25 protein-coding genes are annotated in these 22,691 nt (G+C 54.0%); 13 read left to right on the top strand and 12 right to left on the bottom strand.

The window, feature by feature from the left end; translation table 11 throughout:
- The 7 genes from BT114_RS01685 to trhP form a co-directional block, all read right to left on the bottom strand.
- A complete protein-coding gene (locus BT114_RS01685) occupies positions 1-1,341 on the bottom strand; it encodes a tetratricopeptide repeat protein (RefSeq protein WP_072324568.1) in 1,341 nt (446 codons plus the stop codon).
- A 227-nt stretch (positions 1,342-1,568) separates the two neighbouring features.
- On the bottom strand, positions 1,569-1,925 hold the full coding sequence (locus BT114_RS01680; protein WP_072324567.1) for a hypothetical protein: 357 nt from the start codon (positions 1,923-1,925) through the stop codon (positions 1,569-1,571).
- Between the two features lie 34 nt (positions 1,926-1,959).
- Complete coding sequence (locus tag BT114_RS01675; RefSeq protein WP_072324566.1) at positions 1,960-3,165, bottom strand: sensor histidine kinase; 1,206 nt, start codon at positions 3,163-3,165, stop codon at positions 1,960-1,962.
- Positions 3,166-3,170: 5 nt separating this feature from the next.
- Positions 3,171-3,860, bottom strand: a complete 690-nt coding sequence (locus BT114_RS01670; RefSeq protein WP_072324565.1) for a response regulator transcription factor — start codon at positions 3,858-3,860, stop codon at positions 3,171-3,173.
- A 146-nt stretch (positions 3,861-4,006) separates the two neighbouring features.
- Positions 4,007-4,789 carry a TatD family hydrolase gene (locus BT114_RS01665; RefSeq protein WP_072324564.1) on the bottom strand — a complete coding sequence of 261 codons (783 nt, stop codon included), beginning with the start codon at positions 4,787-4,789 and terminating at the stop codon, positions 4,007-4,009.
- A complete protein-coding gene (locus BT114_RS01660) occupies positions 4,789-5,712 on the bottom strand; it encodes a prenyltransferase (RefSeq protein ID WP_072324563.1) in 924 nt (307 codons plus the stop codon). Before BT114_RS01660 ends, BT114_RS01665 begins: the two co-directional genes overlap by 1 nt.
- A 9-nt stretch (positions 5,713-5,721) precedes the next feature.
- On the bottom strand, positions 5,722-7,101 hold the full coding sequence (gene trhP, locus BT114_RS01655; RefSeq protein WP_072324562.1) for a prephenate-dependent tRNA uridine(34) hydroxylase TrhP: 1,380 nt from the start codon (positions 7,099-7,101) through the stop codon (positions 5,722-5,724).
- A gap of 75 nt (positions 7,102-7,176) precedes the next feature.
- On the opposite strand from trhP, the gene BT114_RS01650 reads away from it, so the two are divergent.
- The 10 genes from BT114_RS01650 (at position 7,177) to BT114_RS01605 (ending at position 12,446) form a co-directional block, all read left to right on the top strand.
- Positions 7,177-7,485 carry a YkgJ family cysteine cluster protein gene (locus BT114_RS01650; protein WP_072324870.1) on the top strand — a complete coding sequence of 103 codons (309 nt, stop codon included), beginning with the start codon at positions 7,177-7,179 and terminating at the stop codon, positions 7,483-7,485.
- On the top strand, positions 7,458-7,787 hold the full coding sequence (locus BT114_RS01645) for a DUF4160 domain-containing protein (RefSeq protein WP_218163433.1): 330 nt from the start codon (positions 7,458-7,460) through the stop codon (positions 7,785-7,787). Before BT114_RS01650 ends, BT114_RS01645 begins: the two co-directional genes overlap by 28 nt.
- Positions 7,784-8,068, top strand: coding sequence for a DUF2442 domain-containing protein (locus tag BT114_RS01640; RefSeq protein WP_072324560.1), 285 nt, complete (start codon positions 7,784-7,786; stop codon positions 8,066-8,068). The genes BT114_RS01645 and BT114_RS01640 overlap by 4 nt, the downstream gene beginning before the upstream one ends.
- 32 nt (positions 8,069-8,100) lie before the next feature.
- The gene (locus BT114_RS01635; RefSeq protein WP_072324559.1) at positions 8,101-9,141 is read left to right on the top strand and encodes a hypothetical protein; all 1,041 of its coding nucleotides are present in this window, start codon (positions 8,101-8,103) and stop codon (positions 9,139-9,141) included.
- 78 nt (positions 9,142-9,219) lie between these two features.
- Positions 9,220-9,879, top strand: a complete 660-nt coding sequence (locus BT114_RS01630; protein WP_072324558.1) for a Bax inhibitor-1/YccA family protein — start codon at positions 9,220-9,222, stop codon at positions 9,877-9,879.
- Between the two features lie 18 nt (positions 9,880-9,897).
- Positions 9,898-10,293: a sulfurtransferase complex subunit TusD gene (tusD, locus tag BT114_RS01625; RefSeq protein ID WP_072324557.1), complete on the top strand. Its 396-nt coding sequence runs from the start codon at positions 9,898-9,900 to the stop codon at positions 10,291-10,293.
- Positions 10,294-10,303: 10 nt separating this feature from the next.
- Entirely contained in the window at positions 10,304-10,672 is a 369-nt protein-coding gene (tusC, locus tag BT114_RS01620; protein ID WP_072324556.1) for a sulfurtransferase complex subunit TusC, read from the top strand.
- A gap of 4 nt (positions 10,673-10,676) precedes the next feature.
- Positions 10,677-10,955 (top strand): sulfurtransferase complex subunit TusB, encoded by a 279-nt coding sequence (tusB, locus tag BT114_RS01615; protein WP_072324555.1) that lies wholly within the window; start codon positions 10,677-10,679, stop codon positions 10,953-10,955.
- Entirely contained in the window at positions 10,939-11,277 is a 339-nt protein-coding gene (locus BT114_RS01610; RefSeq protein ID WP_072324554.1) for a TusE/DsrC/DsvC family sulfur relay protein, read from the top strand. Before tusB ends, BT114_RS01610 begins: the two co-directional genes overlap by 17 nt.
- Positions 11,278-11,357: 80 nt before the next feature.
- The gene (locus BT114_RS01605) at positions 11,358-12,446 is read left to right on the top strand and encodes a 3-deoxy-7-phosphoheptulonate synthase (protein ID WP_072324553.1); all 1,089 of its coding nucleotides are present in this window, start codon (positions 11,358-11,360) and stop codon (positions 12,444-12,446) included.
- A 151-nt stretch (positions 12,447-12,597) separates the two neighbouring features.
- On the opposite strand, the gene BT114_RS01600 is transcribed toward BT114_RS01605, so the two are convergent.
- Both BT114_RS01600 and BT114_RS15225 read right to left on the bottom strand, forming a co-directional pair.
- Positions 12,598-13,308 (bottom strand): DUF5610 domain-containing protein, encoded by a 711-nt coding sequence (locus BT114_RS01600; RefSeq protein WP_084661775.1) that lies wholly within the window; start codon positions 13,306-13,308, stop codon positions 12,598-12,600.
- Between the two features lie 437 nt (positions 13,309-13,745).
- Positions 13,746-14,144, bottom strand: a complete 399-nt coding sequence (locus BT114_RS15225) for a pilin (protein WP_072324552.1) — start codon at positions 14,142-14,144, stop codon at positions 13,746-13,748.
- Positions 14,145-14,364: 220 nt separating this feature from the next.
- On the opposite strand from BT114_RS15225, the gene pilB reads away from it, so the two are divergent.
- From pilB to BT114_RS01580, 3 genes are read left to right on the top strand one after another with little or no spacing between them, the layout of a single operon-like run.
- Positions 14,365-16,080 (top strand): type IV-A pilus assembly ATPase PilB, encoded by a 1,716-nt coding sequence (pilB, locus tag BT114_RS01590; protein ID WP_072324551.1) that lies wholly within the window; start codon positions 14,365-14,367, stop codon positions 16,078-16,080.
- A gap of 9 nt (positions 16,081-16,089) precedes the next feature.
- A complete protein-coding gene (locus BT114_RS01585) occupies positions 16,090-17,307 on the top strand; it encodes a type II secretion system F family protein (protein ID WP_072324550.1) in 1,218 nt (405 codons plus the stop codon).
- Positions 17,307-18,173, top strand: coding sequence for a prepilin peptidase (locus BT114_RS01580; RefSeq protein ID WP_072324549.1), 867 nt, complete (start codon positions 17,307-17,309; stop codon positions 18,171-18,173). The genes BT114_RS01585 and BT114_RS01580 overlap by 1 nt, the downstream gene beginning before the upstream one ends.
- Positions 18,174-18,175: 2 nt before the next feature.
- Here the strand turns inward: BT114_RS01580 and BT114_RS01575 are convergent, their stop codons facing one another.
- From BT114_RS01575 to BT114_RS15220, 3 genes are read right to left on the bottom strand one after another with little or no spacing between them, the layout of a single operon-like run.
- A complete protein-coding gene (locus BT114_RS01575) occupies positions 18,176-19,543 on the bottom strand; it encodes a replication-associated recombination protein A (protein WP_072324548.1) in 1,368 nt (455 codons plus the stop codon).
- Positions 19,543-20,196 carry an outer membrane lipoprotein periplasmic chaperone LolA gene (gene lolA / locus BT114_RS01570; protein WP_072324547.1) on the bottom strand — a complete coding sequence of 218 codons (654 nt, stop codon included), beginning with the start codon at positions 20,194-20,196 and terminating at the stop codon, positions 19,543-19,545. The genes BT114_RS01575 and lolA overlap by 1 nt, the downstream gene beginning before the upstream one ends.
- A 10-nt stretch (positions 20,197-20,206) precedes the next feature.
- A complete protein-coding gene (locus BT114_RS15220) occupies positions 20,207-22,600 on the bottom strand; it encodes a DNA translocase FtsK (protein ID WP_072324546.1) in 2,394 nt (797 codons plus the stop codon).
- Positions 22,601-22,691: the final 91 nt, after the last annotated feature.

The raw sequence follows: 22,691 nt of genomic DNA, 5'->3' as shown, positions 1-22,691 counted from the left end.
TCACCACTCTTTCCTGATACCCGCTGTCAGTTGGGTACGGTTATAAGTATAAAGATTCATGTTCGAGTCGTTTCCACTTTGCTGTAAGCCAAGTTCCAGTTGCATGTTATTGGCAGCTCGATGAGTAAAATTCACACCGTAACTGGTCTGGTTGTCAGTGCGCCGCTCAAGAAAAACGGGGTCTTCGGCTTTATGCCGGGCACGGATGTGGCTGAGGTTGAAATCCAGTCGCTGTTGTTCATTCAGGGCATATCCTGCACCTGATCGCAGGCCATACCAGCTACGCCCAAAGTGTGGACCTTCATCACTGGCGTTTTCATTACCATACACCGGGCCCAAATAAAGTCTCAGTTGCTCCATGGGGCGCAGTGAATAGATAAAACCAGCAGTAAAGGTGTCTACATCACGCAAAGCACCACCCGGCTCATGATCCACTTTCGCTAATTGCCCGAACAGGGTGTAATCGCGTGCAGCATCGATCCGTCGGGTGTATTCGGCGGCAAGAGACTTTAACTCGGTACGGTTGTCATCACTGCGCACCTGAAAACCCAGCTGCAGCGGTAACACCAAGCGCCAATGGGTGCCCAGAAAAATCGGGCCGCCACGCAGATTAAAATTGGTGGCATTCATTTCTGATTGGTCGTGATAGGTGCGCAAACTCAAATCACCACCCATAAACCAGCCCCAGCTTTCCGCTCTTTGTTGAAAGAAGGTGACACCACCAAAAACCTCGTGAAAGGTATCTGATTCAGGTTCCGGCAAATCCAATAACAAAGCACCAAATAAAAGCACATCCTGATGGGTCATATTGCGCGGATTACTATCATGACCCAATCGAATACCCAGATGAAAACGCGCTGACATATCGCTGGCCGCCACGGCACGCCCTGCTTCACGCTGATCTATAGCGTTCAGAAACCACTGAATACGTCGAGCAACGGCTGGTGGTGGGGGTGGATCTTGTTCAAGGACCTGGTTGAAGTGACGGCGGGCGGCAATCAGGTTACCCATCATAAAATGAGTGCGTGCCAGCTCCAGGCGTGGCAAGGGCGCATTGCGGTTAACCATCAACACCCGTTCAAAGGCAAACAACGCCTGATCGTAATGACCACTTTCCAGTGCCGCCACACCAAACGCCATGTCGAATGCTGGTCGTCCAGCTTCGTGGGCAAGCTGCCTCAAGCCCAGCTCATAAGCTGCCTGAAACTGTTGCTCCTGGTTCAATTGCTGCAGGGCCCTGGCAGCATCAGCCTGGACCTGTACCGAAAAAAGCAAAACCAGACAAAACAGCAACCTGCCACTCAACCCGGATGCTGCTGAAAGTGTGTTTCGAACGAGCATGCTGCCCCCTGCAACCCTGATCAGCGATGAGAATAGATCCATAATACTGGCGATAAACTCGCACTTGACTGAAAGGATAGTGGAGCAGAAATAGCGGGGCAATGAAAAGTTATGTGACGCAGTTGGAGAATAAAAACACTCTTTTAATACGCAGCTTATCTTGCAAAATCATGCACTAGAAGCGTGCAAGACGGCATAAGCCAGCAAAGTAGTTAATCAGCGGTTTCCTAGCAGGCCCTGAGCGTTGCATTCTGGGCAATCCAGGCTAGCAGGGCGATAAACCCCACCCCAGCCGCAGCAATCAACAGCCATTGCAGCCAACCCAGATTAAGGTTCAGGCTGAAACTTTTTTTACGTACCGCCAGTTCACGACGATCGGTTTTTAAGCCATCCTTTTCCATCTGGATCTGGGTTGCCGCCTCCACCAATAACCTTACATCTGGTGCTGCCCGCTCCAGCAGGAACTCAGCAGCCGCTTGCCAGTTAGGATTGCTCTTGCCAGTGCGCAGGGTGCGCAAGGCTGAACCGGAAGAGGTAAAGGTTGGTGTGTAACCGGAGGCAGTGTCTTTCTGTTGTTTACTCATGCTGTTGTTTACTCATGTGCAAAATACATCCGTGTCAGGGGCGTCGGACCGGTATTGTAAGCAGCACACGGGTGCCCTTGCCAGTTGTTGCTGTCCGAATGCTGAGTTCAGCCTGGAGTTCAGTCGCCCGGTGATGCAGGTTACTTAATCCCCGGCCGCTGGCATCATCCTGAAGGTTAAAACCACAGCCATTATCGGTGATACTGATCTGCAGTGTCTGACGATCCTTTAACCGTGCCACCAGCTCCACTTCACTGGCCTGGGCATGTTTGATCACGTTGATCAGTGATTCCTGAACAATGCGCTGCAGGTTCAATGCATTCTGGGGAGTCATTTCAGGCAAGTCTGGCAGGTCATCAACCTTCCATACCAGCTTTAGTCCAGCCGCCTGCAAACGGCGCTCCATGCGATAGCGCAACTGTCCCAGCAGGGTGGCCACATCGCCATCAAAGGTCTGCAAGGAGTCCATCATCATGCGCAGGTCTTCCAGCGCCAACTGCAAATAATCAGCCATCTCCTCCACACTGACTTGCTGACTGCGAGCCGCATAAAGCGCTGAGGTCAGCTGTGCGCCAAGACCATCATGCATCTCTCGCAGCAGACGATTGCGTTCCCGTGCGGTAGCTTCTCTTTCCTTGCTGCGTTGTAACTGACTACTGGCCTGGTGGCGGCTTTTTTCATAAAAAAACACCAGTGCGGTTAAAGCAAAAGAAGCAATCACAACATTGGCCAGGGAAACAATCGTCCAGGGTGCAGCCTCCCAGCGATCCAACCCCGTCAGCATCAGCAGGTAAACCGGTAGAAACACCAGCAGAATAGACCAGCTGCCGCGTTTGAGGCCGTTCAGAAAGTAGGCAAAAGGTGGGAAAGTGGCCAGCCAGAACAGGCTGTACTGATAATGCTGTTCGATATAGAGGTAAGCAACCAGCGCCAAACCGATGATCAGGGTGGTGTAAAAACCACCCCGGATGATGTTACGGCTGCGCTGAAAATAAAGCAGGGTGAATGCGGCACCAATGAAAGCAACCAGATTCAACAAGCCCGGCGCCAGCAGATCAAACACCAGAAAGTTGAGCAGTACAAAAGTACCAAAATTGCACAGTGAAGCGAGCAACATGGCATTAATCAGGTAAGCACGGCGGTAATCCCGGTGCTCAGGCGTAAAAATGCCATTACAACTGACAAAACGCTGCCAGTAGTGATTGATACGGCTCAAGGTTGGTGATGTGCTGCCAGCCATGGGTATCAGCCCAGCGTCCTGATATCCAACAACCCCTGGCGGGTCGCCTCATAAACCGCTTCGTTTTTGGTATTCACCGACAGCTTGCGATAGAGGTTTTTGATGTGGGAGTTAACCGTGTGACTGGATACCGCCAGATCTTCAGCCACTTCACGATAGGTGTAACCCCGTGCCAAAAGTTTTAACAGCTGCATTTCTCTTGGCGTCAGTGCAATACCATCCAACTGCTCACCACTGGTGGTGGTGTAACTGCTGCTCTGACTGCCCTGATGCATGCGCTTCAGCAGGTGGCGGGCAATCATCGGACTCATCGGGCTGCCACCATCACACAGCTGGATGATGTGTTCAGCCAGGCTGGCATCATCCGTGTCCTTCAGGATATAACCACTGGCCCCTGCCTCAATGGCCTGGATCACATGGCCTTCATCACCAAACATGCTGACCACCATGATTTCCGTTTCCGGCAGTTTGCGTGCCACTTCACTGATCACTTCCAGACCTGAACCATCCGGCAACCCCAGATCCACCAACAACACACGCGGGCAAGCTTCCAGCACCAGCGCTTTACCATCGCGCACATTGGCTGCCTCACCAACCCACTCCAGCTCTGGGTGGCGATTGATGGAGGCTTTAAAACGCTGACGGACTGCCGGATCATCCTCAACCAGCACCACGGTGATTTTTGCTCTGTTCATTGGATTCCCTGCTTCCAGCCAAATTTTTCATGCAGTCCAGTGTGCAACAAATTGTAACTATTGCCTATCCCTAAGGTTAGGGAACCTCAGCTTATCTATTACGCTAGATCATGACGTTAAGCAGCGGCTCCCGGAATAACTTTTTATTAACAACTGATGCGGGGAAATACTCGCTGCAGGTTTTCATACAGAATTTCAGCCAGTGTGGCCGGCTCCATTTGCCGGATTTCAGCCAGGCAATTCAACACCAGCGGAATACGGGAGGGTTCGTTACGCTGCCCCTGAAAACCGGCCAGCGGCATATCCGGGCTGTCTGTTTCCAGCAGCAGTGCGGTGAGCGGCAACTTGCCGGCCACCTGTCGCAGACGCTGTGCACGTGGGTAGGTCAGCGCGCCACCCAGGCCGATGCAAAAACCCAGGTCCACCAATTGCTCTGCCTGCTGCAGACTACCGGAGAAAGCATGCACTAACCCGCCGCGTGGCAAACGAGCTTTTTTCAGGCGTTGAATCAGCAGATCCATGCCCTTGCGTACATGCAGCACCACTGGCAGATCAAATTGATGCGCCAGCGCCAGTTGAGCATCCAGCAATTGCCACTGGACTGTTGCCTGTGCCTGTAAGGCAGGGCTCCAGAAATCCACACCAATTTCACCTACCGCCACCACATCAGTACGTTGCTGCAACAGGTCCTGCAATTGCTGCAGGTGTTGCGGCTGATGCTCATGAATGAACAGGGGATGTAAACCCAGGCAGGGAAACAGCAGGGGATCACGGTCACTCAATTGCAGCAGGCGAGGCCAGCTTGCGGCACTGACACCCGGTAGCAGCATTTCCTGCACACCCACTGCCCTGGCCCGCTGCAAAACCTCGTCCCGATCGGCATCAAAAGCAGCAAGATCCAGGTGGCAGTGGGCATCAAAGAGGTGCATCAGCTCACCGCAAACACCAGGTGACCAATGACCTGCAACAGACCAAATCCTGCCAGCAGGCGACCAGTCAGGGGCGTCAGGGGTTTACGGGCGGCAGCATCCGCTTGCAACAACTGCAGCGGATGAGTGATCAGAGGCAAAGCCAGCAAGGTTAACCAGATGCCTGGAGCCAAACCCTGCCACCAGAGCAAGAGGGGGAGCGCAAACACCGTCAGTAACAACAGGCGGTAGAGTTGGGACACCCGCTGGTAACCCAGGCGAACCGTCAGGGTACGCTGACCTTCGAGGCGATCCAGTTCAAAATCCCGCAGTTCATTGGCCAGCAACAACAGGGCCACCAACAGGCTTAGCGGCAGGGATAACCACAGCACATCCAGGCTGAGCTGACCGGCCATCACATAATAGCCGCCTTGCACCATCAGCAGGCCCATCAACAGAAACACAGCCAGCGCACCCAGGCCACGGCGCTTGAAATCCACTGGCGGCTGGGAGTAACAAAACACACCGATCACACCCACCAATCCGATCCAGATCAGCAACGGCCCGGACAACCACACCAGCCACAACCCCAGCAACACCCCCAGCAGGATGGCCACCAGTCCGTAATTGAAGTTCAGGCGGATGCTGGCTGAGATCTGCTGTTGCTGGGCAAGACTCAGGTGCCCGAAGCGTTCACTCACCAGATCCCGGTCACCATAATCATTGATCAGATTCACACCGGACTGCAGCAGCACACTGGCCAGCAGCGCCAGCAGGGCGGGCAACCAGGGGGAAGCTGCAGACTGCCAACCCAGCACCAGGCCAAGACTGCAGCTCATCACCCCCACCACCAGCGAAAAAGGACGCAAGGCAGCCCGAAAACGGTATTTATCCACCGACCAGATGCGGTGAAAAGCCGAAGGACTGTCAAACGTTTCCGTCATGGTGTTTCCTTATTGGGGAAGATCGCGACACACCATAGCATACTTCAAACTTTCCCCGTCAAGCGCCTCACCCGGCAGTGGAATGCGTACAAAATGCCCGGTTCCCGGTGCCACACTCACCGCCTGTCCATTTTTGATGTTTTCCATGGCATCCAGTTTAAAACGGCGATTACCGGTGGGCGTGATCACTTCCAGGAAGTCACCCAACTCAAACTTGTTTTTCACTTCGATGTCGATCCAGCCACGATCATCGGCAGCCAGCACTTCACCAACAAACTGCTGATGCACACCTACGGAGTTACCGCTTTCATAATTCTGGTATTCATCATGCACATGACGGCGGTAAAAACCTTCGGTGTAACCGCGGCTGGCCAGGTTTTCCAGCGCGTTCATCAGATCCATGTCAAACGGACGACCGGCCACGGCATCATCAATCGCCCGACGATATACCTGTGCGGTACGCGCGACGTAATAGTGGCTTTTCGTGCGGCCTTCAATCTTGAGGGAGTCAATGCCCATTTCTGCCAGTTTAGCCACGTGCTGAACAGCTCGCAGGTCCTTGGAGTTCATGATGTAGGTGCCATGCTCATCTTCATATATAGGCATGAACTCACCGGGTCGCGTGGCCTCTTCAATCAGCGCAGACAGTTCTTCCTGGCCTTCTGTACCACCAGCCGTTTTACTGCTGCTTGCCAGACCCTGCTGCGGCGTCCAGATACCCTGAGCTTCGGCCTGCGCCAGAGGAATCAGGTCACCGGTTGCATCAGTGGTGGTCTGCACGGTGTTGTATTTCCAGCGGCAGGCATTGGTGCAGGTGCCCTGGTTCGGATCACGGTGATTAAAATAACCGGACAGCAGGCAACGACCGGAATAAGCAATGCACAGGGCACCATGAACAAAGGTTTCCAGCTCCATGGTCGGGCATTCCTGACGGATTTCAGCAATCTCGTCCAGCGACAGTTCCCGCGATAAAATGATGCGCTGGATACCCAGCTTCTCCCAGAAACGCACAGCAGCATAGTTGACCACGTTGGCCTGTACCGACAGATGGATCACCTGATCCGGCCACTTTTCACGCACCATCATGATCAGGCCGGGATCAGACATGATCAATGCATCGGGTTTCATTTCGATGACCGGTTCCATGTCTTTCAGGTAGCTGCGCACCTTGCTGTTGTGGGGTGCGATGTTGCTGGCCACAAAAAACAGCTTGCCGCGCTGATGGGCATACTCTATGCCTTCAGCCAGCTTTTCGAGCTTGAAGTCATTATTGCGCACGCGCAGACTGTAGCGCGGTTGACCGGCATAAACGGCGTCAGCACCGTAAGCAAAGGCATACTGCATGTTGCGGAAGGTGCCCGCGGGAGAAAGTAACTCTGGGGATTTCATCAGCCTGAATACCTGACTATTGAACTGGGAATAACCGCGTATCTTAGCACAGAGGCGACCGAGTAAAACACCATGATGCCTGGCATTGCATTACATGATCTGAATGAAAACCACCTGAATGACCTGGAACACGGCTGTCGCCCCGGTTGCGGTGCCTGCTGCATTGCCCCCTCCATCAGCTCGCCGATCACCGGCATGCCAAACGGCAAACCGGCTGGTGTAGCCTGCATCCATCTGACCCCGGATCACCTCTGCGGTATTTTTGGTCAACCCGGCCGGCCCGGGGTTTGCAGTGACTTCAGCTTTGACCCGGCCGTCTGTGGCAATTGCCGTGATGAAGCCCTGCAGCGATTGCAATGGCTGGAAGAAGCAACCAGACTATAATTCATGACAAAGCCGGAAAGGAGACCGCAATTCCAACCATCTCTATGTTCTATGGCATTTTGATCAGGATGTTCTTTTTTGATACTGACAAGCATAAGTCACCACACATCCATGCTGAGTATCAAGGCCAGTTCGCTGTTTATGCCATAGAAGATGGGCGTTTACTGGCTGGCAGTTTGCCACCCGGAAAACACAAACTGGTGATTGCCTGGATGGAAATTCATAAGGATGAGTTGCAAGCGGACTGGCAACTGGCCGTTAATGGTAAAAAGCCCTTCCCCATCAGAGGACTAGACCAATGAAACTGATTGAAGTGACACCACTGGATAACCATTGTCTGCTTCTGAGAACCGAGGATGGTCGTAGCGGGCAATTTGATGTGAAACCCTATCTGGAATACGAAGCCTTTCAATCTCTGAAATCCCAGTCTGTATTTGAACAGGTTTACAACGGCGGGTATTTTATTGAATGGCCTTGCGGTGCTGATCTTTCAGCAGACACGCTGTTGGCACGCTGGGTACCAGAACCCAACGTACTGGAGTCAGCAACAACACCTGAAACCAGCAGCAGGGCTCATCTTTAAACCGCCATCAATTCTCCATACAGGTCAGCATCATGCAACAGGCTTATATTATTGCAGCAGCAGGTGTTCAGGATGGTGAAGGCAATCTGGATGCCCTGCATGACATCCGTGAACAGGTCACTCAGGCCGGGTTGAAGCTGGAGCGGCTGGTGATTGACCCACTCAGCACCCCCTGGGATGCACCCCTGGCCCGTAACCACTTTCGCTCTGGCTGTGGCCCGCTGGAAGCACTGGCTTATGCCCACACCCAGTTGCGTGAAGGGGCTTTTGAGGCAGTGCTGATTGAAGGCAAGGATGCCATCCGCACCGGTTACAATCGTGAAGAACGCAGCCAGTTGATGCTGCAGGTGTATGGTGAGGACTACCCGCTGACCGAAGCCTACACCGACCTGGCGCGTCATTTCTGTCGTGAACAGGGGCTGGATTTTGATGGCTTCCGGCACCTGCGGGACGCCCTGTTTGAAAATTATCGCCGCTCTGCAGCGGATGCACCCGTCAGTGACACCTGGCTGCAGCCTCTGACCGAGTTATTCCGCGGCGTTGATTGTGCCAATCCTTATGTTGATTACGCAGGTGGCTTGCTGCTGACCCGTGAAGACCTGTTGGGCAGCTTTGATTTACCCCACCCACCGATTCAGGTTGCAGGGGTCGGTATCGGTTATGCACAGGGTGATGGGCCGGATCATCTGGATGAACTGGCCGGTTACTGGCATCTGGAAAAAGCCGTGCACTATGCCAACCTGCAAGCCGAAATGGAGTTTGCCGAACACTTCAACGCTGGTCATGCCCTGCTGGAAGCCTATACCTGTTACCCGGTGGTGCCCATGGCACTGCTGCTGCGGGGCGGTTTTGTCAATGACATCAATGAAATCGAAGACTGGCTGCAATGGCACCTGCTGACCCTCAAGGGAGGCATGAACCTGAACCGTGCGCCCTGGAACCTGCCGGCATTGCGTGCACTGATTGAAATGACCCAGGCACTGCACCACAACCGTGTCACCCTGGGCGGCGTGCATGGCAATGGCGGACTGGGTTATAAACAGGGCTTTGCCATTCTGCGACGGAACCCGTAAGCTTAGGCACTGTCAAATTTTCGCTGGCTTTTCATGGCCTTCATGTTACAGACCTCAACCCTGTCAGGAGAAACAGACATGCGTTACGACGCTTCCACTGCACAAACAGGTTCACGCACCCTCAGCGCTGAAGCGCATAAAGTTCTGCGCAACACCTACATGCTGCTGGGCATGACGCTTGCCTTCAGTGCCCTGGCTGCTTTTTTTGCCTTGGCCACCGGCCTGCGTCTGAATATTTTTGTATTTTTCATCGGCGCCTATGGCCTGATGTTCCTGACTCACAAGCTGGCTGATTCCGCCTGGGGCCTGTTGAGTGTGTTTGGTTTCACCGGCTTTATGGGACTGTCGCTGGGCCCGATTCTGAGTGCCTATCTGGGTGCTGGCATGGGCAACGTGGTGGTTTCTGCACTGAGTATGACCGCGCTGGTGTTTTTTGGTCTGTCTGCTGTGGCACTGGTGACCAAAAAGGATTTCAGCTTCCTGGGTAAATTCCTGCTGGTTGGTGGCCTGGTGCTGATTGCCGGTATTGTGGCCAACCTGTTCCTTGGCATGGCTGGCCTGCACCTGGCACTGAGCGCCGGTTTTGTGATCTTTGCCTCGGCGCTGATCCTCTTCCAGACCAGTGAAATTGTGCATGGCGGTGAAACCAACTACATCCGTGCCACAGTTGGCCTGTTTGTTGCCATCTACAACCTGTTTGTCAGCCTGCTCGCCCTGCTGGGCATGAGCAACGACTGATCCGGAAAACCCTTTTCCGTGGCCGGTTTTGTGCTGAACATCTGTGGGGCGCCTTACACCAGTCAGGCGCCCCTTTCTGCTTTGCGTTTTGCTCGTGCAGCCCTGGCTGCGGGCCATCAGATTCAGCGGGTGTTTTTTTATCAGGATGGTGTGTTGCTGGCCAATGCGCTGACCTGCCCTCCGCAGGATGAAACCCATCTGACCCGTGAATGGCAACAACTGGCTGCCAACCATCAACTGGAACTGCTGGTCTGTGTGGCTGCAGCACTGAGACGCGGTATCCTCGATCAGAAAGAGGCCGCCCGTCATGGTCTGGCCCACCACAATCTGGCAGAAGGTTTCACGCTCGCCGGACTGGGACAACTGGTCGATGGCATGAGCAGCACTGATCGCCTGATGACCTTCAGCGGATGACTTTAAAACGATGAGCACTTCAACACTGGATCTGCTGGTCATCTTCAGTCATCCCCCCCTGACCGGCCTGCGTGGCCGCGAAGGCCTGGATGTGGCACTGGTCAGCAGCACCTTTGACCAGAACACCGCTCTGCTTTTCATGGGTGAAGGCGTGCTGCAACTGCTGCCGGATCAGCAACCCGACTGCCTGCAGTTAAAAGGCACTCAGGCGATGTTAAAAGCCCTGCCCCTCTACGACCTGGATCAGGTTTATGTTGAAGAAGCGGCACTGTTGCGTTATGGGCTGTCAGCGGACAAGCTGCTGCTGCCGGTACAGCCGCTGAATAACGTTGAACTGCAGCAACTGCTTCAGCGCAGTCGCCATCTGCTGAGTCACTGAAACCATGAGCACCCTGCATCAACTCAATCACCCAGGCAAGCTCAATACCTGCCTGCCGTTACTGGCAACCGGTGATCGTTTACTGTTGATCGAGTCTGCCGTGGCGCTGGCGGCGTCCAGAGACTTCCTGCTGGCCTTACCCGAAGGCGTGCAGCTACTCGCACTGGCGCAAGACCTGCAGGCGCGGGGTTTGCAACAGCATTTGCCGACAGCAGTGAGCAGCATCAGCGATGAACAATGGGTCAGCCTTTCTCTGGAGGTCGAGCGTGTCATCAGTTGGTGACCAGCTCCCCGACCTGCCCCAGCTGGACCCGGAAGGCCATCTGCAAAACCTGGCGGACTGGACGCCGGAAGTTGCTGCCCGGCTGGCGGCACTGGACGACCGCGAGTTAACACCGGCTCACCACGAAATTCTGACCCTGCTGAGACAGTTTCATCAGGAGTTTCAACTCTCCCCTGCCATGCGCCCACTGGTGAAATACCTTCGCCAGCATCTGGGAGCCGACAAGGCCAGCAGCATCTACCTGATGCAACTGTTCGGCGAAAGCCCGGCAAGAATTGCTGCACGTTATGCCGGGCTGCCCAAGCCCGATAACTGCCTGTAACAGCGTTTCATTCACTCCCACGATCACATACAATGTGTGGCATTTCTTATTGCACCGACTCCAGAGAACAGGAAACCCCGATGTCCGATAACAAGCGCGTTGACAACCTGAACGTGGCCGCTCAGGAAATTCTGATCACCCCGGATCGCCTGAAAGACAAGATTCCCCTGACACCCGCCGCTGAAAAAACCGTGTATGAAGGTCGTCAGGTGATTCAGCGCATTCTTGATCGTGAAGATCCGCGCCTGTTCATTGTGGTGGGCCCCTGCTCCATTCACGACGTGGAAGCCGCCAAGGATTACGCCCGCCGCCTGAAAGTGCTGGCCGACAAGGTGGGTGACACCCTGTACCTGGTGATGCGTGTTTATTTTGAAAAACCCCGTACCACCGTGGGCTGGAAAGGCCTGATCAACGACCCGCACATGGACGATTCCTTCCAGATCGAAGAGGGCCTGCACATTGGCCGCAAGCTGCTGGTGGAACTGTCCGAAATGGGCCTGCCGCTGGCCACTGAAGCGCTTGACCCGATTTCACCCCAGTACCTGCAGGATTGCATTGCCTGGAGTGCCATTGGTGCCCGCACCACTGAATCCCAGACCCACCGCGAAATGTCCAGCGGCCTGTCCTGCCCGGTCGGTTTCAAAAACGGCACTGACGGCGGCCTGGAAGTTGCCGTTAACGCCCTGAAATCCATGGCCCATCCGCACAACTTCCTCGGCATCAACAGTGAAGGCCAGGTTGCGATCATCCGCACCCGTGGCAACCAGTATGGCCATGTGGTACTGCGCGGTGGCAATGGCAAACCCAATTATGACTCCGTCAGTGTCAAACTCTGTGAAAAGGATCTGAGCAAGGCCGGTCTGTCCAACAACATCATGATTGACTGCAGCCACGCCAACTCCAACAAGGACCCTGGCCTGCAGCCACTGGTGCTGGACAACGTCACCCACCAGATTCTGGATGGCAATGAATCCATTGTTGGCCTGATGATCGAATCCCACATCGGCTGGGGCAATCAGTCCATCCCTGCCGACAAGAGCCAGCTGAAATACGGTGTGTCCGTCACGGATGCCTGTATCGACTGGGATACCACCGAAAAAGCCCTGACCGAAATGGCTGACAAACTGCGCCCGGTACTGGAACCACGCCGCCAGCAAGCCAGGGGTTAAGCTGAATTTTTCAGCATATTCTGAATGAATGAAAAAAGGCGCTGACCGTTACCGGCAGCGCCTTTTTAATCAAGATATTCTTAACACATCAGACCTTAACAGGTCAGCTTTTTACTGGCCTATGTCATCAGATCAACCTTGTCAGATGAACTCAGGCCTGGTCCTGTTCCACATTGCTGTCATCAAACAGGGGCTTTTCCTGTTGCTGGTCCAGACCCAGCATGCGCTGACGGAAGGCTTCCAGTTTTTCATGCACAAACTCCTGGGTTTTCAGGGCATTGTCCTTGATGGCTCCGTCAAACACACCAAAACCGTCCAGAATGGTGATGGCTTCACCAATTCCCTTGTCCACAGCCGGACTGATGATGCTGAGGAATTTTTCGACCTGCTCTTCATCACTCAGGTTAGGGTTCTGCTTTTTAAACGCCTCAAAATAACCTGTGGCACCGGCCACAATGCGATTGGCCGTCTGCTCTGGTGACCAGTAGTCTTCCTGACCTTCCACACCGGAAGTTTTTTCTGCCAGCTTCTGCAGGCTGAATTCTTCATCACCCAGCTCTTTTTTCAGCACCTCTTCCAGCTTGCTGACCACTTCCTGATAAAAAATCCGCATGGCATTGGAGTCACGTGCACCCGCCTTGCCAAACATCGCCTGCAACAGGCCTTTATTGGCTTCCAGCCGCGCTTCAGCAGCATTGGAAGGCCAGGCTTTACGGCCGTCCTCATCCTTGTTCTGTTCAGCTTTATTGCCTTCAGGTTTATTCAGCGCCTGCATTTCAACAGCACGCGCCTTGGCAGGATTCGCCTGACCGGGGGTAGTCAGATGCAAGGCATTGGAAAATGAAAGGTTTTCAGAACTCATGGTCACTACCCTCACAGGGTGAAAGATAAAAAATCAATAGCGATAGATCAATTATCGACCAAAATTGCAGAAACTTTACTCTAGAATGTAACAAATGTTGGGATATGTAAATTTTTGCTATAAAGGCAAAAGCAAAATAATTGCGTGAAGTTTGATCAGCGATGGACAAATCAACCACTCTGCTACAGCCCACCCCAGGAATGGTTATGTATTCAAACATGCCTTTACTGCAAGGTGGAGCGCTCAGGTGAACCGGGATACCACAGAAAGAATGGATATCTGGCTCAGCGAGCCTAGTAATAACAGAAGTGAACATGCCCCACTGGTCATCTGACCGCCATCACGTGTGACAGGAGCAGCGCCTGTCACAGCGCACCCACATAAGGAAAAGGCCCCCGCAGGAGCCTTTTTAAAGTTTCATGCTTTAGAAATCAATCTCAACCACCAGGGGCAGTATAAGTGCAGTTTTGCAGCGTTACGTCAGCAAAAGTGTGCGCACAAGTCCAGCCTGTTGCGCCACGTGTGAACGTAACAGTTGAGCCACCAACAGGTTTGGTTGAAGCAACAACAACGTTAGTATCACTTGTGTAAGTAATCGCTAAAGTAGCAATAGGAGTTGCAATTGCAGCAATATCCGCAGCCTTAGTTGCTGTATTATCAAAAATCAGGGCATCAATTGGGGTGCGAACTGCAGAAGCTTCAGCATAAGCTGCATTAGCATTAGCTCGGGTTACATAGTTCTGATACTGCGGTACTGCTACTGCAGCCAGAATACCGATGATGGCAATAACCACCAGCAGTTCAATCAGGGTAAAACCTTGTTGTGCAGATTTCATGATAAACGTCTCCTTAGGGTATGTCCTGCTGATTTGCCAGCCTCCCTGCCGGGATGGCTTGAGCTTCACTGTTAACTATGAAACACTCCGTTACCAAAAGCAACTGCATTTCTTATGATCCAGGACAAAAAAAGATATTTTTGTAACTCGCACAGCCCTGTGAGACAGTGTCATAATCATACTTTGCGTTTTGTAACCCTGCGTTAAGGATTCAGTGCAGATGGTGGATACATCCAACCCAAACGTCATGAGCTCCCTATCCCGTCGCCTTGTTCGAGAAGGCTTGATGGATGAGGGTGAGGCACTTTCTGCCCAGGCTGATGCACGCAACAAAAATGAACCCTTTATCCATTACCTGGCCAGCACCGGGCGCATTGAGCCTGATCTTCTGGCTTCAGTGGTTGCCGAAGAGTTTGGTTTGCCTTATCTGGATCTGGATGCCTTTGACCCCAAGCAGTTTCCCAAAAAACTGGTGGATGAAAAGCTGCTGCGTAAACACCAGGTCATGCCACTGCTTGTGCGCGGCAACATTCTCAGTCTGGGCATGTCCACGCCAACCAATCTGGCGGCAATGGATGAAATCCAGTTCCAGTCTGGGCTGATCATCCATCCGGTGATTGTTGCTGAAGACAAGCTGCACAGCGTGCTGGAAAGCTCACTTGAAACCGACATTGCCGCACTGGGTGATCTGGATGGTGATGATCTGGCAGGGCTGGAAGTCACTGAAGATCAGTTACCCGATGATGAAACGGTAGGGGCTGAGGGGGGAGCTGAAGATGCGCCTATCGTCAAATTTGTCAACAAGGTGCTGCTGGATGCCATGCGCAAGGGTGCCTCAGACATTCACTTTGAACCCTTTGAACACAGTTACCGCATCCGCTTTCGTATTGATGGCATGTTGCACGAAGTGACACGCCCCCCGTTATCACTGCGGGGTCGTTTGGCCGCTCGTTTAAAAGTCATGGCCAAGATGAACATTTCGGAAAGACGCATTCCGCAAGACGGTGCCATCAAACTGCGTTTATCCCAGACCCGCACCATCGATTTTCGTGTCAACACCCTGCCGACCCTCTGGGGTGAAAAAATTGTATTGCGTATTCTGGATGCCAGCAGCACCAAAATCGGGATTGAACAACTGGGTTTTGAGCCAGAGCAGCAACGACTCTATGAGGAAGCCCTGTCTCATCCTCAAGGCATGATTCTGGTCACCGGTCCAACTGGTAGCGGTAAAACCGTGACCCTTTATACCGGGCTGAATATCCTCAACATCCCGGAGCGCAACATTTCCAGTGCCGAAGACCCGGTTGAAATCAACATGGAAGGCATCAACCAGGTCAACGTCAACCCCAAGGTTGGACTGGACTTTGCCACCGCCCTACGTGCTTTCCTGCGTCAGGATCCCGACGTGGTGATGGTGGGTGAGATCCGCGATCTGGAAACCGCCGAAGTGGCTGTCAAGGCTGCACAAACCGGTCACCTGGTGCTGTCCACCCTGCACACCAACTCGGCATCAGCCACCCTGAACCGCTTGATGAACATGGGGGTTCCACCCTACAACCTGGCTGCATCCGTGCAGCTGATCATTGCCCAGCGACTGGCCCGCAAACTCTGTCCACGCTGCAAGATCCCAGATGAAACGCCTGCTGATGTGCTGGAATCCATCGGTTTTACTCCAGCGCAACTGGAAGGCCGTACTCTCTACAAGGCTGTTGGCTGCAGCCATTGCACCAATGGCTACAAGGGGCGCGTGGGCATCTACGAAACCGTTAAAATAACACCGGAGCTGGCTGATATGATCATGCATGGTGCTGGAGCCCTCGATCTGAACCGCAAAGCTCGCGAACTGGGTTTTGATGACCTGCGCATGTCAGGTCGCAAAAAGGTGCTGGCCGGTACGACCAGCCTGGCTGAACTGACCCGCGTCACCATGGAGTAACCCTGAATCATGGCTAACAAAGAAAGCAAGGTTTACATTTTTGCCTGGGAAGGCACCAACGCCCGACGCGAAAAGGTCAAGGGCGAAATGGAGTCCGAAGACATCAACCTGGTGCGGGCACGCCTGCGTGAACAGGGTGTAACGCCCAGACGAATTCACAAAAAATCCTCACTGGCCATCCGTTTGGGTGGTGGCATCAATGCGAGGGACATCACCATCTTTTCACGCCAGCTGGCCACCATGATCAAGGCCGGGGTACCGATCGTTCAGGCTTTTTCCATTTGTATTGAAGGCCAGACCAAACCTGCCCTGCGAAAAATGATGGTTGATATCCGTGATCAGATTTCAGCCGGTACGCCCGTTGCTCAGGCTTTGCGCCGTCACCCCAAGGTATTTGATGAGTTGTTCTGCAGCCTGGTGGAGGCTGGTGAAAACTCCGGTTCACTCGAAGTGATGCTGGAGCGAGTCGCCACTTACAAGGAGCGCATGGAATCCCTGAAAAACAAGATCAAAAAAGCGCTCTATTACCCGATTTTTGTCATGATTATCGGCCTGGTGGTATCTGCGCTGCTACTGGTCAAGGTGGTGCCAGAGTTTGAAAGCATGTTTGCCAGCTTTGGTGCTGAACTGCCTGCCTTCACCCAACTGGTTTTAAACATCTCGCGTTTTATGCAGGACTGGTGGTATCTGGTATTTGGTGCCCTGCTGGCTGCGGTATATTCTGTCTTGTGGCTTCGCAAACGCTCAGAAGCCTTTGACTACCGGCTAACCAAACTTTTTTTGCGTCTTCCTATCATGGGTGAGCTGCTACACAAATCTGCCGTGGCACGCTTTTCACGCACATTGGCTACTGCCTTTGCAGCCGGTGTTACTCTGGTGGACTCACTGGACTCAGCGGGCAACTCAGCGGGCAACCTGGTATACAAACGCCAGGTCGACAAGATGAAAGATGATGTTTCCACCGGTCAGCAACTGCATTTCACCATGCGCAACGGCAAACTCTTTCCAACCATGGTTAACCAGATGGTGGCTATCGGAGAAGAGTCTGGCGCACTGGATACCATGCTGACGAAGGTGGCAGACTTCTATGAAGAAGAAGTCAACACCATGGTCGACAGCATGACCAGCCTGCTGGAGCCGCTGGTGATTGCCGTACTCGGTATCATTGTCGGCAGCCTGGTTATTGCCATGTACCTGCCAATCTTCATGATGGGTGACATCCTCTGATGCCATTATGGGAGACTGCTGATTGGCCGCTACCCCTGTGGCTGACACTGGCAACCTTGCTGGGACTGGTGATCGGCAGCTTCCTGAACGTGGTGATTTACCGCCTGCCACTGATGCTGCGACGTGAATGGGGCGAAGAGCACTTGCCGGAGCTGACGCTCAGTTGGCCAGGTTCTCACTGCCCCAGTTGTCAGGCACCGGTGCGCTGGTGGCAAAACCTGCCATTGATCAGTTGGCTGCTGCTTCGCGGTCGCTGTGCCAGTTGTGCCACACCCATCTCCCGGCTGTATCCACTGGTGGAACTGACCGCCGCTCTGCTGAGCCTGTTGCTGGCCTGGCGTTATGGCATGAACCTGCAAACCCTGGCATTGATGGGATTTGCCTGGACACTGCTGGCACTTGCAGTGATTGATACCCAGACCCGATTATTACCGGATCGACTGACACTGCCGCTGCTGTGGACAGGCCTGACCTGGCACTGGTTGTTTTCTTCTGAGGCACTGTTTAACCAGGCTTTTCTCGGTGCCATCATCGGTTACCTGTCGCTCTGGAGTCTTTACTGGCTGTTTAAACTGCTGACCGGTCGCGAAGGCATGGGCTACGGTGACTTCAAGCTGCTGGCTGCGCTGGGGGCCTGGCTGGGGGCACCGGCACTGCTGCCAGTGATTCTGCTATCGTCTGTGTCAGGGTTGCTGGTGGCACTGGTATTGAAACTGCGGGCTGAGTGGCAAGGTCAGGCACTGCCTTTTGGTCCCCATCTGGTGATTGCAGCGCTGCTGCTGTTAGTGGGGGGTCGTGAGTTAACCAGCCTCGCGTTTCTGGATGACTGGTTACTCATCACCAACTGGGCATTTATTCTGCCATAGGTTCACCTGGTGCGGCTGGTACCGGATCGCCGGGCCACTTCATCCTGCTTCCGCAGGTGACGCAGTTTTTCGGCAATGCGAATTTCCAGTCCCCTTTCAACCGGTTGATACCAGGCCTGATCTTCTACAGCCTTCTGCAGGGCATCGGGGAGATAAACCTCACCGGCAGCATAAGCCTCTGGTTCATCATGGGCATAGCGGTATCCATCACCATAACCCAGCTCTTCCATCAAGCCAGTCGGCGCATTACGCAAATGCAGCGGCACTTCGTAACTCGGGGTGCTTTTTACCGCCTTCATGGCTGATTTAAAGGCCATGTAAACCGCATTGGATTTTGGGGCCACTGCCAGATATACCAGTGCATGGGCAATTGCCAGCTCACCTTCCGGACTACCCAGTCGGGTCTGTACATCCCAGGCATTCAGCGCCAGCTGTAAACCACGTGGGTCAGCATTACCTATGTCTTCACTGGCCATGCGCACCGCCCGGCGGGCAATGTAAAGTGGATCGCAGCCACCATCCAGCATGCGACAGAACCAGTAGAGGGTGGCATCCGGTGATGAACCTCGTACCGCTTTATGCAGCGCTGAAATCTGGTCGTAAAACTGCTCCCCACCCTTGTCAAAGCGGCGCAGGCTTTCCTGCACCACTTCAGCCACAGTGTCCGGAGTGATCTGTCCTTGCTGTGCCAGATCAGCAGCTATTTCCAGAAAATTAAGTGCCCGGCGGGCATCACCATCTGCGGCGCGTGCCAGTAACTGCAAGCTGTTATCCGTTGCCTGCAATTGCATCTTCCCCAATCCCCGGGCTTCATCCTGCAGGGCCTTTTCCAGCAGCCCTTGCAACACTTCCGGTTGCAGGGATTTCAGCAGATAAACCCGAGCACGCGATAACAGTGCCGAATTGAGTTCAAAAGAAGGGTTTTCGGTGGTGGCACCAATAAACACAAAGGTGCCATCTTCGATATAAGGCAGAAAGGCATCCTGCTGGGATTTATTGAAGCGATGCACTTCATCCACAAACAGCAGTGTGGGTTTGCCGTTGAACTGCTGCTGTTCCTGTGCCTCGGCAACCGCAGCACGGATTTCCTTCACACCACTCATCACTGCCGACAGGCTGATGTACCGCAACTGCCCCTGTTCAGCCAGCAAGCGCGCCAGGGTGGTCTTGCCAACACCGGGTGGCCCCCACAGGATCATCGAGTGCAACTGACCGGCTTCCAGCGCCTGGCGCAGGGATTTATCCCGCCCCAGCAGATGCTCCTGCCCCAGATACTCATCCAGGTTTCGAGGGCGCATGCGTGCTGCCAGTGGCTGCCAACCACGGGTTGCAGCGTGATGAGATGCACCGGCAAACAGGTCGCTGACCATCATTGCTCCTGGATCACATCCACCCCGGCAGGGATTTCGAAGGTGAAGTGGTGGGCAGCCATTGGCTGGTTGTATTGTTCAATATACAGCTCAACACGAGTGCTCTGCCCCAGGCTATCTTCCAGTTGCAGGGCACGGATGCGACCATCAACAAAATACAGTCTCAGCACTTCAAACAGACTGTCAGCGCCACGCGGCACCAACCGGAACTCTTCATCGGTGCCACTGCGGGTCTGGTTGATGCGAAAGTGTTCGGTCAGATCAGTGCTTTCCCCGGACAGAATCAACGCCGGAGTGCTGGCCACACGCTGGTCCAGCGCTTGTACCGTGACTTGCTCCAGGTCGGGATCATAAACCCACAGGGTTGATCCATCGGATACCAGTACTTGTGGGTAGGGACGTTCGGTTTCCCAGAAAAAACGCCCTGGCTTCTGCAGGCGCATCACGCCGCTGGATTCCTGTAACCGCTGACCACGGGCATCCTGAGTCAACTGTTCAAAACGCCCTTCCAGACTTTGCATCTGCTGCAACAAATCATGCAGACGCTTAACGGCCGGGTCAGCTTGCAAGGGCAAAGCCAGCAACAACAAGCCACTGATCATCAGTGAACGGAATAACCCTTGCGTACCCTTCCAGCGATCAAAAAATGCCATCAAAGCTTCCTTAACGTTCAGGGATCAGCAGTTCACGCTGTCCATTGGATTGCAGTGGAGACACCAGCCCAGCCCTTTCCATGGCATCCACCAGCCGAGCTGCACGGTTGTATCCGATCTTGAAGCGTCGCTGCACCGAAGAGGTGGATGCACGCCGGGATTCGATCACAAATGCCACTGCTTCATCGTACAGCGGGTCATTTTCATCGTCATTGCCCTCCATGCCCTCGGCTTCCAGACCGGCCAATGCCTGAGCTTCGACATCACCGGAGAGAATGGATTCCTCATAATCCGGTTCACCACGCAATTTCCAGTTCTCAACAATACGATGCACTTCATCATCGGCTACAAACGCACCGTGGATGCGCTCCGGCTGAGGCGCACCGGTCGGCAGATAAAGCATGTCGCCATTACCCAGCAACTGCTCCGCCCCACCCTGATCAAGAATGGTGCGTGAATCAATTTTGCTGGACACCTGGAAGGCCACGCGTGTGGGAATATTGGCCTTGATCAACCCGGTGATGACATCCACTGATGGCCGCTGGGTGGCCAGAATCAGATGAATACCCGCTGCACGGGCCTTCTGGGCCAGACGTGCAATCAACTCTTCAACCTTTTTGCCAACCAGCATCATCATGTCGGCAAATTCATCAATCACCACCACCACATAGGGCAGTTTTTCCAGATAAGCAGGCTGAGCACCGGGTACCGGCTCTTTTAACGGATCAGCCACCCGTGCACCCTGAGCCTCAGCCTCGGCCAGTTTTTCATTAAAACCGGCGATGTTGCGCACACCCATGGCTGCCATCAACTGGTAACGCCGCTCCATTTCCGCCACACACCAACGTAGCGCATTGGCGGCCTCTTTCATATCCGTGACCACCGGAGCCAGCAGATGCGGAATGCCTTCATACACCGACAACTCCAGCATCTTCGGATCAATCATGATCAACCGCAGTTCTTCGGGGCTACGCTGCAACAAGAGTGACAGCAGCATGGCATTCACACCCACCGATTTACCCGAACCTGTGGTACCGGCCACCAGCAGGTGAGGCATTTTGGCCAGGTTAACCACCACCGGTCGCCCGGAGATGTCCTGCCCCAGTGCCAAGGGCAAAGGATGTCGGTCCTGCAGGAAGTCATCATGATTCAGCACTTCCAGCAAACGGATCAAGGCACGCTGGCTGTTGGGCAATTCAATGCCAATGGTGGATTTACCGGCAATCACCTCCACCACCCGCACACTGGGCACCCGCAGGGCGCGAGCCAGGTCCAGTGCCAGATTGGCAACCTTGGACGACTTGACACCAGCAGCCAGCTCCAGCTCAAAACGGGTGATCACCGGTCCGGGGTGCACATCCACCACTTCCGCCTGCACACCGAATTCTTTTAACTTCTGCTGCAGCAACAGGGCCAGGCTTTCCAGCTCCTGAGCGGTGAAACCAACCTTCTGGGGTTTGGGAGCATCCAGCAGATTCAGTCCCGGGCGATCACCTTCCAGAGACTGGGGCTGTTGATTACGTTCCGGCTGCAGGTCTTTTAAAGTCAACAGGCGAGGTGCCGGGCCTTCTTCCGGTTCTGGCAAGTCGTCAGAAAAATCGCCCAGACGCGGCTCTGCGCGTTCAATGTCAGTACGCACCGGAGTGGATTCAAGTTTGGGCAAGCGTTCACGCAGCCGTGGCAGCCAACCTTCTTGAGGTTCTTCTGGCTGAGATTTTTCTGAACCGGGAAGCTCAGCGGCATAGGCCATTTCATCCTGATAACGCTGCTTTTCTTCGCGCCGCAGTTGATCCGCATCCTGCCAGGCATTTCTGGCCCGCTCTGCCAGACGCACCAGCAGATGACCGATTTCATCCATGATGGTCAGCCAGGACCAGCCGGTGATCAGCGAAAAACCGGCAAAACAGGCCGTCAGAAAAATCAAAGTGCTGCCCAGGTGCCCTAACAGAGGACCTGCCAGACTGGAGAGGCTTTCTCCCAGAATGCCACCGGCACCGTAAGGCAGGCTGGTTTCAAGCGCATGGAAATGCCGAGCGGCAATACCGGAAACCCCGATCAGCAACAACACCAGCCCCAGAAAACGCAATGAAGGAATGAATGGGTCCCAGTCTTCCTGCTGCCAGGGGCGACGCAATAACTGAATGGACAGATGCAGCAGCGCGGCCGGTAATAACCAGGCTGCAAAGCCCATCAGGGAAAAAAGCACATCGGCCAACCAGGCACCGGACAGGCCCATCAGGTTGGTTGGCGCTGCGGTGGATACCCGGTTCCATCCGGGATCTGCTGCATTAAAACTGAACAGCGCCAGCAGCAGCATCAATGCCACCAATGCCAGCAGCAGCACACCCGCTTCCTGGGTGGCTTTTCTCAATCTTGCGGCAAGTCGGTTGTCCTGTTCATTCATGGTCTGGCTTCACTCAGCATTTGCTGCAGGTTGTTCAAAAATCTTATGATAAAGCCTGATGGCAGATCGGCCGGTTTGTCGCCATTGTATA

This window comes from Marinospirillum alkaliphilum DSM 21637, from assembly GCF_900119735.1.
Lineage (GTDB): Bacteria > Pseudomonadota > Gammaproteobacteria > Pseudomonadales > Halomonadaceae > Marinospirillum > Marinospirillum alkaliphilum.
The sequence above is the reverse complement of the archived record's forward strand: the minus strand, read 5'-3'. Positions and strand labels throughout refer to the sequence as shown.